The sequence below is a fragment of the Nostoc sp. DedQUE12b genome, assembly GCF_034530835.1.
GTDB lineage: Bacteria > Cyanobacteriota > Cyanobacteriia > Cyanobacteriales > Nostocaceae > Nostoc.
Genome location: NZ_JAVRCI010000038.1, coordinates 51,427 through 63,037 on the forward strand (window position 1 = coordinate 51,427; position 11,611 = coordinate 63,037).

The 11,611-nt window shown below is 41.9% G+C and carries 10 protein-coding genes and 2 pseudogenes; 7 read left to right on the forward strand and 5 right to left on the reverse strand.

The window, feature by feature from the left end:
* Positions 1-45: 45 nt before the first annotated feature.
* A complete protein-coding gene (locus RMY16_RS19010; RefSeq protein WP_322737724.1) occupies positions 46-240 on the reverse strand; it encodes a BrnT family toxin in 195 nt (64 codons plus the stop codon).
* Positions 241-625: 385 nt separating this feature from the next.
* Between RMY16_RS19010 and RMY16_RS19015 the strand changes: the two genes are divergently transcribed.
* From RMY16_RS19015 to RMY16_RS19030, 4 genes are all read left to right on the forward strand, one after another.
* Positions 626-1,684, forward strand: coding sequence for a chlorophyll a/b binding light-harvesting protein (locus RMY16_RS19015; RefSeq protein WP_322737725.1), 1,059 nt, complete (start codon positions 626-628; stop codon positions 1,682-1,684).
* A gap of 83 nt (positions 1,685-1,767) precedes the next feature.
* Positions 1,768-3,291: a chlorophyll a/b binding light-harvesting protein gene (locus RMY16_RS19020; RefSeq protein ID WP_322737726.1), complete on the forward strand. Its 1,524-nt coding sequence runs from the start codon at positions 1,768-1,770 to the stop codon at positions 3,289-3,291.
* Positions 3,292-3,476: 185 nt separating this feature from the next.
* Positions 3,477-3,752: a hypothetical protein gene (locus RMY16_RS19025; RefSeq protein ID WP_322737727.1), complete on the forward strand. Its 276-nt coding sequence runs from the start codon at positions 3,477-3,479 to the stop codon at positions 3,750-3,752.
* Between the two features lie 46 nt (positions 3,753-3,798).
* The gene (locus RMY16_RS19030; protein ID WP_104905416.1) at positions 3,799-4,044 is read left to right on the forward strand and encodes a hypothetical protein; all 246 of its coding nucleotides are present in this window, start codon (positions 3,799-3,801) and stop codon (positions 4,042-4,044) included.
* A gap of 217 nt (positions 4,045-4,261) precedes the next feature.
* On the opposite strand, the gene RMY16_RS19035 is transcribed toward RMY16_RS19030, so the two are convergent.
* A complete protein-coding gene (locus RMY16_RS19035; protein ID WP_322737728.1) occupies positions 4,262-4,591 on the reverse strand; it encodes a DUF2973 domain-containing protein in 330 nt (109 codons plus the stop codon).
* 306 nt (positions 4,592-4,897) lie between these two features.
* On the reverse strand, positions 4,898-5,215 hold the full coding sequence (locus RMY16_RS19040) for a DUF2605 domain-containing protein (protein ID WP_322667864.1): 318 nt from the start codon (positions 5,213-5,215) through the stop codon (positions 4,898-4,900).
* A 621-nt stretch (positions 5,216-5,836) separates the two neighbouring features.
* Between RMY16_RS19040 and thrS the strand changes: the two genes are divergently transcribed.
* Complete coding sequence (gene thrS / locus RMY16_RS19045; RefSeq protein ID WP_322737735.1) at positions 5,837-7,672, forward strand: threonine--tRNA ligase; 1,836 nt, start codon at positions 5,837-5,839, stop codon at positions 7,670-7,672.
* A gap of 86 nt (positions 7,673-7,758) precedes the next feature.
* Positions 7,759-8,013, forward strand: a pseudogene (locus tag RMY16_RS19050) (GMC oxidoreductase); the annotation flags it as partial.
* A gap of 349 nt (positions 8,014-8,362) precedes the next feature.
* Here the strand turns inward: RMY16_RS19050 and RMY16_RS19055 are convergent.
* A complete protein-coding gene (locus RMY16_RS19055) occupies positions 8,363-8,614 on the reverse strand; it encodes a hypothetical protein (protein WP_322737729.1) in 252 nt (83 codons plus the stop codon).
* Positions 8,615-8,827: 213 nt separating this feature from the next.
* Between RMY16_RS19055 and RMY16_RS19060 the strand changes: the two genes are divergently transcribed.
* Positions 8,828-9,256, forward strand: a complete 429-nt coding sequence (locus RMY16_RS19060) for a hypothetical protein (protein ID WP_322737730.1) — start codon at positions 8,828-8,830, stop codon at positions 9,254-9,256.
* A 375-nt stretch (positions 9,257-9,631) separates the two neighbouring features.
* Here the strand turns inward: RMY16_RS19060 and RMY16_RS19065 are convergent.
* Positions 9,632-11,611: pseudogene (locus RMY16_RS19065) on the reverse strand (PBS lyase); the annotation flags it as partial.

Below are 11,611 nucleotides of genomic sequence, written 5' to 3' on the forward strand. Positions count from 1 at the left end.
AATCATGTCGTTTTCACGCTCAATGTAGACGACGTACAAAAGATTTCATCGTCTGTCCAAGCCAATCACAGCATCCCGCTCCTCATCATTTCGGCCTGCATCAATCACCACAATAAACGGATCGAAGAAAGCTTCTACGGCTTGCTGAAATGTTATGCCGTCATGATTGCTAGGATTAATCCTAGCTTTCTCCTCGTTCCAAACGAAGGTGACACCATTAAGCACGAAAAAAACATCCATACCTCATAGTCTAGGCAAGATGTATTTACGTTGTCAATACAATTTTTTGTAAAAGTTTACAATTACAATTCAAGACTGAATCTTGATGTGTGCCAAAACCTTGCAATGCTTACCTGTTTCTTGTCTTACTCAACCCAATAAATAATACGATAGGCAGTTTAAGCACTATTACTTATTGACAAATTGTCCATGAGCTTAGTGTCCCTGATAAAGTTAGGGGAATCTTCCAGAGTCAAATATCACCAACACCAAACCGATTGAGATGTAAGTAATTTTTCATTTGCATCAAAACTATTAATGAGATTTTATTTCATTAATTGAGATTTTAGTGTAGACTTTTTTTAAACCTATTGAATAATATTCTCAATAGAAGGATAGATGTAAAATGACAACTTCTACAAGTCCGCTGTCAGTAGAACAAGACCTTACTGACTCGCCTTGGTGGGCAGGTAACGCCAGACTTACCAGCTTATCAGGGAAATTACTAGGCGCTCACGTCGCTCATTCTGGTCTGATCGTTTTCTGGGCAGGAGCTATGACTTTATTTGAGCTAGCCCACTTTAATCCAGCAGAACCGATGTACTCGCAAGGCTTAATTTTGTTACCTCACCTAGCTACACAAGGTTGGGGTGTTGGTGCAGAGGGTGTAGTTTTGGATACTTATCCCTACCTTGTAATCGGAGCTTTGCATCTAATTTCCTCAGCCTTTTTGGGTTTCGGAGGAATCTTTCATTCCCTGCGTGGCCCGGAAAAATTGGAAGGTAGAGTTCCTTTCTTTGGCTACGACTGGTCAGACACCGGTAAAATGACCACAATCCTTGGTATTCACCTGGTTTTACTAGGTTGTGGTGCATTCTTGTTAGTCGCCAAAGCAATGTACTTTGGGGGTTTATACGACCCAAATGTTGAAAATGTGCGGGTAATTACAAATCCGACATTAAACCCAGGTGTCATTTTTGGTTATCTGTTTGGCGCAATTAGGAAATTCTGGATTGCTGGCGTTGACAACCTAGAAGACGTGGTTGGTGGACATATTTGGGTTGGTGCAATGTTGATTATTGGTGGACTTTTCCATATAGCTACTAAGCCCTTTAGTTGGACGCATCCACTATTTGTTTGGTCTGGAGAAGCTTATCTCTCATACAGTCTAGGCGCTTTGGCACTGATGGGTTTTATTGCAACTCTGTTTGTATCGGTAAACACTACTGTTTATCCGGAAGTTTTTTATGGGCCGGCGCTTGTAGTTAGACAGAATATCGTGCCGTACTTTTCATCACCTGACCCTGACCTTGTAACTGCCCGGACTTGGTTAGCTAATGCCCATTTTTGGTTAGCTTTCTTCTTTCTTCAAGGTCATATCTGGCACGCGTTGCGGGCGCGTGGGTTCGATTTTCGCAAAGGTAGGGTGAGTCAGGAGGCGGTAATTCCGCAACCAATTAGCTAAATTCAATTTAATGCAATAAATTTGCAATTGTCTGAAAGCACAAGCTCAACAATATTGCTAAATATTCTCAAGGAGTACTAGAAATGACAGCAGTAATTGAAGATAGCCCATATAAGCAACAGATACCTGATGTTGGTTGGTGGGCTGGTAACTTTCGTCTCACTAATTTATCAGGAAAATTACTAGGCGCTCATGTTGCCCATTCTGCATTGATTTTGTTATGGGCTGGAGGGATGACGCTGTTTGAATTGTCGCGCTTCAACCCTAATGAGCCAATGTATGAGCAAGGGTTAATTTTGCTACCTCATCTAGCGACTCTCGGTTTGGGTGTCGGTGCTGGTGGGCAAGTTATAAGCACCTATCCCTACTTTGTAATCAGCGTCTTACATCTGATACCTTCAGTGATTCTGGCTGCTGGTGGTATTTACCACTCTCTGCTGGGCCCAGAAGTGTTACAAGATAATCCTACTTGGGCTGGATTTTTTGGCTATGACTGGAAAGATAAGGACAAGATGACAACCATCTTGGGCATTCACCTAACGCTTTTAGGTTTGGGTGCTTTGGCTTTAGTTGCCAAGGCGATGTTTTGGGGTGGACTGTTTGACCCTTGGACTGCTGGCGGTGGAGACGTAAGGGTAATCAATCATCCGACACTTAACCCATTCCGCATTTTTGGCTACCTATTTGGGGCTTGGGGACCAGAGGGATTAGCTGCTGTTGATAACTTGGAAGATGTTGTTGGCGGTCACATCTGGGTTGGTTTGATGTTAATTGGCGGTGGTATTTTCCACATCTTAACTAAGCCATTTGCTTGGGCACGCCGAATTTTGATTTACTCAGGGGAAGCGTATTTATCTTACAGCATTGGTGCTGTAGCATACATGGGCTTTTTAGCAGCATACTTTGCTTCAGTCAATAACACCGTCTATCCCGAAGTTTTTTATGGCCCAGTTAGAGCTATAGAAACTTCTGCTGGTATAGTTTCTGCTCGTGGTTGGTTAGTAACTTTCCATTTTGTCCTAGCGCTCATATTTCTGTTAGGTCACATTTGGCACGCTCTCCGCGCTCGTGCGATCGCAGGCGGATTTGATTTTAAAAATGGTGATATGGTTCAGCCTCCACGTGTAGAGCGCCAAACGAGTAATCAAGTAACCGTAGTCAATTCTTCCGATCTGACGCTGAAGTTTCTCAAATACTTGCCACTTTACCGCCCTGGTATATCTGCTCTGTGGCGGGGATTAGAAATTGGCATGGCTCATGGTTACTGGCTAGTTGGCCCCTTTGCGACATTAGGTTCATTAGGTTTATTACGCAATTCTAATGTGGGCAGCTTGGTTGGTTTACTAGCCACAGGCAGTTTGATTATCATCCTGACAATTGGTTTTTCGCTTTATGGCACTACCAGCTACGAAAGACAACAGGAAATCTATTCACGATCGGTTTCGGTTGCAACAGTTGCCAAAGTGCCACAGAGCATTAATACTGTTGCTGAATGGAGTCAATTTACTGAGGGCTTTTTGATTGGTGGAATTGGTGGAGCAATCTTCGCTTATCTGCTATTGACTAGTGTTGCTTTATTCGGTGCGATCGCAATTAACTCGATTTAATCATGTAGTGATTTAGTACCCATGATGTAAAGACGTAGCATTCTACGTCTTTAATATTGATTCATGTCTACTTACTGACTTAGTTAATTTAGTTTCACTCAACACCAGCTAAATAATATTTCATGCCTGCGGTTAAAAGCAGTTGACTGCGGGCAATTTATTTTTAATCTTTAGGAGGATGACTTATGCTGGCTACAATTTTTTGTGCTTCATTTGCTTGGGCCACTTTGATTTTCTTTATTTTGAGTATCTGGTTTACTTTAAAACAAGGGATAAATCATTTAAAAAAGCTACATGAAATTCCTTGTCATGCTTGTGAATATTTCACTAACGACTATCGCCTTAAGTGTACTGTACATCCAATTAAAGCTTGTTCTGAGGAAGCCTTCGGCTGTCTTGACTTTCAACCTCAAACTTCTTTCTGTAATGCTTGTCAAAAGGGTCGACGAAAGCTTTGTTAAAATTTTCCAATTAGATAATTTCTAATCCGTAATACTCTAAACACTTATGAACCGACAATCTGATTTGCTATCCGAACTATGTGATTTTCTATATCCTCGTAGTCCATATTATGGGCAATTTAAACCAGAGTATCTAGTATTTAACGCTAATCTTCAAGATTTTTCTCAACGGGTAAACTACATTTGCAGCCTCCAAACTAGTGGTAAACTTTCCCCAGAAGAGGCTTACAAACAAATTCACATCCTCTGGAGACAGCTGAAAAGTGCCAAAAAAGAATTGAAAATTCGCTAGCTAAATAGAATAAAAATTGTATCCGCCTGCGATTGCAGTCCTTGCAACGATGAGTGCGGTTGTCCACCAATTGAGTATTTTTAACAAAATGCAAAAAAGCTACATTGACTGGATTGATATGGGAATAAATTTTTGCTAAGAAAAGGGTTAAGGATGCAAAAAAAAACAATAATTTACACCCAAACTCTTAACAGACGCGATTAATCGCGTCTTTACGTTATGCTTCTTCGGAATTTTCTCTTTTATGTCCTGGGGATGCTTCGTAAAGTTCATCAAGATGTTGACGCGCATCTTCAACGTTAATCGAACGCATTACCAAAAGTGGCTCTTTAATTAGGTTTCCCGCGCTATCTAATAATTCTGGATGGGGTACAAACTGTTTCTTTGATGAATAATAACCATAGTTGCCTTGGTTATTCATTGGCGACGAATTCGTGGGGTAGGTTCGTTCCCGATCAAAACTGAACATAATCAAGTTACGAATTAAGTTGCCAACAGCTATAAATGCAAGGATTGTAAAAGCAAGAATGTAAAGCAAATGTAACATTGGATTTTCCTCCAGAACAGCAATTTTTAAAACTTTATTTTGTAACGCTTTGTTTCGCCGATACTGTACTTACAGTCAAGACGAGTATTCTACGCACTTTTTACGCGCTTACATTTATATGAAGCTATTTGTCAACCGTTATTCCACTTACGGTAGCATAGGATACATTATTTTGTTAATCCAGCTAATGTTAAGAAATCCTTAAGAATTATCTATTATCTCTTTAACGATTGATTTACTATCTTGCGTAGACGCTTGCTTGGCTAGTCTTGAGACACCGCTAAATTGTCTGCCGAAAGTTTGCGCTTAAACTTCACGTCCTTGACGAAAGCGAATTGCGACATTCCAGCATTCTGTCACTAATTCATGCCAAGGCATTAACGTTGCCATCTCAATCCCGACTTGTTTATCAGTTGCATTAAATAGCATCTTCGCCGTATTTAGTTCATCTTGCGCTTGCTTGACCCGCAAGAGCAAGTCAGATTGCTCTTGGTGACTCATAAATGATAGTTCCTCAGTTTCGAGTAAATGGCGCGATCGCGTAAACCAATGCTGAAAATCTTCCAGCAGCGGATCTAAAACCGTTTTCAACAACTCAGTCCCTGGTAAATTTGAGTCTGGCATAAATGAAAGGAATATTTCAAACTTGCTTACTAATATTAACGTTATTTACGTTTCTTAACATTTGCAGAATTATTCTCATAATTCCCAGATGTAAAAATTTGTAACAAAGGTGACAAAATTTATTATATAGTCTTGATAACTGGTTTGTACAGTGCCTTTGGACAGGCATCTATAGGTATATATGACATCAAGTTGTAATTCATAAGATAATTTAGCGATGTCTACGACTGGCTATTCGGCGTCGCAACCAATCCTTAATTTGACACTCAGGTAACAAATCAAAAATTTATCTTTATCTTTGGATTGAAGAAGAATTCAGGAGTCAAAATTCAGGACTCAGAATCAAACCGCTACGCAAAGTCATTAGTCCAAGAGAAAGCACGCCCACTCTGTAACATAGTTTGAATTACTCCGACGAAAGAAAACTTTTTCTGCCCACTGTCAAAGCAAGTTTACAGTGAACTTTGTTGAACTACTCATGGCATTGCAAGGGATTAGTATGCACCAATAACTAATGACAAATGACAAATGACTACTTAACCAAAGTCGTTATAGTTGAATAAGCCTACAGATTCAGATAAATCACCTTTTGTAATCACTTCGCCAACGGTTCAGCAGCCAATGTCGCCAAATTCATCAAATCAGTCCGAACAATCAGAGCAAGTTGAAAAAATTTATTTACCGCGTACCAGTGAATCGGAGAACTTAAAGAAGATTCGTCACACTGCTTCCCATGTTATGGCAATGGCAGTACAAAAGCTGTTTCCCAAGGCGCAAGTTACAATCGGCCCTTGGATAGAAAACGGTTTTTACTACGACTTCGACAATCCAGAACCATTTAGCGAAAACGATCTCAAAGTCATCAAGAAAGAGATGGCGAAGATTATTAATCGCAAGTTGGCGGTTATTCGAGAAGAAGTCAGCCGCGAAGAAGCCCAACGCCGGATTCAGGGAATTAACGAACCTTACAAGCTAGAAATCCTGGCAGATATCAAAAACGAACCAATCACAATTTACCATCTGGGGAATGAATGGTGGGATTTGTGTGCGGGGCCTCATCTGGAAAATACCAGTGAATTAAACCCCAAGGCAATTGAACTAGAAAGCGTTGCTGGTGCTTATTGGCGTGGGGATGAAACTAAAGCCCAATTACAACGTATCTACGCCACCGCTTGGGAAAGTCCAGAACAACTCGCTGAATATAAGCGACGCAAAGAAGAAGCGCTGCGGCGAGATCACCGGAAACTAGGTAAGGAACTGGGATTATTTGTATTTTCTGATCTAGTGGGGCCGGGTTTACCTTTATGGACACCCAAAGGCACTCTGTTACGGAGTACTTTAGAAGACTTCCTCAAGCAAGAACAGTTAAAACGGGGTTATTTATCCGTAGTAACGCCTCACATTGCCAGAGTAGACTTATTCAAAACCTCTGGACATTGGCAGAAATATAAAGAAGATATGTTTCCTTTGATGGCAGATGACTCCGAAGCTGCTGCACAGGAACAGGGGTTCGTCATGAAGCCGATGAACTGCCCCTTCCACATCCAAATATATAAGAGTGAGTTGCGCTCTTATCGAGAACTACCGATGCGCTTGGCGGAATTTGGCACTGTTTACCGCTACGAACAATCAGGGGAATTGGGTGGTTTAACACGGGTGCGTGGTTTTACTGTGGATGATTCTCACCTGTTTGTCACCCCAGAACAGCTAGATAGTGAATTCCTCAGTGTGGTGGATTTGATTTTGTCGGTGTTCAATAGTCTGCAACTAAAGAACTTTAAAGCTAGACTCAGTTTCCGCGATCCAGCTAGTGACAAGTACATCGGTTCAGATGAAGTTTGGGACAAAGCCGAAGGTGCAATTCGCCGTGCAGTTGAAACCTTGGGGATGGATCACTTTGAAGGTATTGGAGAAGCGGCATTTTATGGGCCCAAACTCGACTTTATTTTCAGTGATGCCCTAGAACGGGAATGGCAATTAGGAACTGTGCAGGTAGATTACAACTTGCCAGAACGCTTTGATTTGGAATACGTCGCCGAAGATGGTGTTCGCAAACGTCCAGTGATGATTCACCGTGCGCCTTTTGGTTCGCTGGAACGACTAATTGGGATCTTAATTGAAGAATATGCGGGCGATTTTCCTTTGTGGTTAGCGCCAGTGCAAGCTAGATTACTGCCAGTGGGTGATACACAGTTAGACTTTGCTAAAGATGTGGTGGCGAAGATGCGTGCATTGGGCATCCGTGCAGAAGTGGATACCAGTGGCGATCGCTTAGGTAAACAGATTCGCAATGCAGAGAAAGAAAAAATACCCGTGATGGCTGTGGTGGGAGCTAAGGAAGTGGAAACTAATACCTTGAGTATTCGTACCCGCGCTTCTGGGGAATTGGGAGTTATCCCTGTCGATGAGGTGGTGGATAAGATGAAGGATGCGATCGCTAAGTTCGAGAATTTCTAAAATCTAACCGCAGACGCACACTAATCACAATTGGTGTGCGTTTTGTCTAGTAGATCAGATTATTGGCTAGCTGGTAGGTTTTGGCCGGCACTTGCAAAATGGGAACAGACTCCGATTCAGTGGTAGATCCCGAACTGCGGGTACATGGTGTTGAAGGGTTGCGTGTTGTAGATGCATCAATTATGCCAACTATTAGCACGGGAAACACCAATGCACCCACAATTATGATTGGCGAAAAGGCAGCAGATTTGATTAAATCTACCAATCGGGTTTTAACGCAAGTGCCGTTAGCAACTGGTGTAAATGTAGAGCGGTTGGTTGTTAGACATCGCTCTGCCTAAATTTATATGCTTAAGCTGCGATCGCAATGTATTTAATATCAAAGACTCGTTATAGCACTTCTCGTTTGTATGAGGTACACCCGTAGGGGCATGGCACTGCCCATTAGTGTCAACTTAAGCTGAAACCCTTTTCAGACCTCGTTTCCAGCCTCTGGCTGGAAATGCACATCATTGCGGCTTTGCCGCAAGTCTTGAGGCGGAGCCTCTAGGACGGCATTCCCAGTCGGAGCAGGGGAACGAGACAACGAGACAATCTCTCAAAGCTGTGTCTAGACTAGTTTTTACGTTAAGCTGACAGCAATGGGCACTGCCGTGCCCCTACACCCCGCGGTATAATCTTGTACTGCATCTAAATAGGAAGCGCTATAACGGAGATAAAAGGTGGATTCATCCGGTTCAAATACTCGTTAACGGAGATAAAAGGTGGATTCATCCGGTTCAAATACTCGTTGACGGAGATAAAAGGTGGATTCATCCGGTTCAAATACTCGTTGACGGAGATAAAAGGTGGATTCATCCAGTTCAAATACTCGTTAACGGAGATAAAAGGTGGATTCATCCAGTTCAAATACTCGTTAACGGAGATAAAAGGTGGATTCATCCGGTTTAAAGATTTATTTTAATTTTAACTTTTCACGGGATTTGGAAGGTCAGAAAGTATCGCAGACAACAAAACTTTTCTCAATCACCGCACTCAAGAAAACTTTTCGACTTATTCAACACTGTTAGGATTGATTTAGAGACTTGTGGAATCTGCTCTTCCTAAACAGACTGGACTTGCATAATTTACTGTCAATAATTATTGACTCACATTATGAACCGCTTTACCTCTATTTTGCTCGCCGGCTTGATAGCATCTGCATCAGCTTTGGCTATTTCTCCAAAAGCTGATGCTAATACACCAGCATCTTATCTTGCTCAGTTAGATAACAATAGCTACCAACGCAACGATGATGGTAACTATGAACGTCATAATCGTCATTATAAAAATGGTGATTATGACCGCCAGAACAACCTTCGCAACATTCGTGACAACCGCCGTTATGACCGCGATAATAATCGCCGCTATGACCGCGATCATAATCGCCGTTATGACCGTGATAACAATCGCCGTTATGACCGCGATAACAATCGTCGCTATGACCGCGATAACAATCGCCGTTATGACCGCGATAATAACATTCGCAACATTTATGACAATAACCGTCCCTATGAACGCGATCGCCACTGGGGTCGTGATTAATCCTTCCGCCCAATTTATTAAGCTTAGTTCCAGGTGAACTGAGCGTTGATTATTCTTGGCGGTAAGACAGATACAATCTCTTTTTCCACTCATTCTAATATCTGACTTTTCACTCTTATCTAAAGAACTTCGCTTCTATCCTCTAGTAAGGCAGCTTGCTCAGCGATTAGCTTTAGCGTTAGCTTTTTTAAATGATCTGAAAAGTCAGATTTTTATTAAATCAGGAATTTGTCCTCAGCCTAGAAGTTTCTTTGTTATACAAATTCAATTAATGATTGCAACACATCCTTGGGTAAAGACGCAATGAATCGCGTCTCTACAAATGGTCTATTTGTCGTATTATTTTTTCAAATTGGTATTAATTACGAATTAATATCACGTCCTTGGCCGCAACAATTGCACGAAGGTATCACTCACAGTATGGTCTTTGGTATCAGCAGCGTATTGAACTAATTTTTCTTTCAATTCTGTGGCAGCATCTAACGGGAGTAAGATTGCTAGCAAGAAGTAAACACCACGAAAACGGGGGTCATTCATGTGATCAATGAGCCGATTTTTAGCTTCCTCACTCTCGCCGAGAAAGTTCTGCACCAAAAAGAAATCCATAATCTTATCGTGGCGGAAGTACCATTCTCTCTTGGCTTCGCCTTTTTCGTCTTGCCACTGACGGCTGACAACCATTTTATATTTATCGTCTTCCAATGACTGTAATACCTGGTAAAATTCATCCGCAGGTAACGCCTGTTCATCATTCAGCCGCATTTGATAGACAGCATCGGAGAATTTTTTTAGCGGAAATTCCTGGTTCCATTCTTGCAAATATTCTGCTGCCATCAATTGATATTGATGTTGTTGCAAGTGAAATAAATCGGGGTATTCACCTTGAGATAGCATCAGGGCTACCACAGTTAAATCCATTGGGTTAGAGAGAACCTTCTCAATCGCGCTTAATTCTTGTGGTGATTGCTGATTACTGAGGGCTTTGGTTAAAAAACTAGCAGTGGCTTGCTCATAATTAGTACCTTGAACTTTGGCATTTTTGGGCAATCGTGGCTGACGGGAAATCAGAAATTGCTGTATTTGTGGTTCTTCAAGAGGGAGCAATTTATATATTTTGGCTGTTGAGGGTGGTGTCCACTCTAGGGGTTGGGTAGTCATGATGATGTTACCCCGAAAATAGCTTTCGGCAAACTGACAGATTTTTGCCCTGGTGTCGGCGGTAACTTCATTGAGTCCGTCAATGCAAATATCTAATGCGCCACTGTAAATTAAATTCTTGAGAAAATCAGCATCTTGTGCTTGTCCGTGCAGCTTGGCTTGAATTGCTTCAATTACCCCTTTGTCACACTTGCGGGCGGGTAGATAAACCACAAGTCGCCCAGAAGTTTTTACCAAATAGCGCAGATACATTGACTTACCCAAGCCAGAATCACCTTCCAAGATGACTTGTCCTTTGATGTTAGGTAGTGCTTGGGTAATTGGTACGGGTTTGTCTACACCGGGAACCTTCACTTTAGAATTTGGGAAGTAAGCTTCGGGGTTAAAACTATCTAACCCGGCATCAGCTAGTAGGGAAGGCTTGAAGGGTTCAAATAACTTTTCGCGGAAAAAGGGAACCCAGGTGAGAATTAAGCCGACGTAGCCGACACCGAGAATGCGCCTCACCCAAGGATTCCAGAAGAAGATGGCTTGAACTTGGGGAAATTTGGGATAAGCGAAGATGAGGACAAGCCAAAAGGCAGCATGAATCAAAATAGTAGTTCTGGCGTTGAACAACCACTGCCAAGTTTTGAGGTTAACTATTACTGATTGCAGCGAATCAGCTTCGTTGTAGCCAGCTTTTTTGAGGTTGTTGTAGTGATTTTCTAAAATAACAATATCTTGTGGTTGCCAAGAGACTTTTCTCGCAACTACAGCAATTTGCTTGGCTAAGTCTTCGCGTAATCGTGCAAAATCTCGACTCGGTTCCCAGACTTGGGCAAAGATTTTAAGAGTTTTATCACCGCGATCGTGGCTTAATTGACGAGGAATTGTTTTAGGGTTAGGAAAACCCAGCCATGTAAGCAGTGTTTTTAGTTCTTCAGTGCCACCACCCAGGAAATAGCTTAAAAACCGCCACTGTTCAAATTCTGATTGACCTGCATAATAGATGCTATCTAGAATTACAACAACATTATTTAGGTTCAGTTGTTCTATCCTTCCCAATGCCGATGCAGCACCATAACGAACATTTGAGTCAACGGATTTATCCTTGAGGAAGTCGAGGATGTCTTTGACGTAGGGTTTGGCAGCCTCCCCCAGATTTCCCAATGCCACTGCTGTACTGGAACGAACAGAGGAGTCAACGGTTTTATC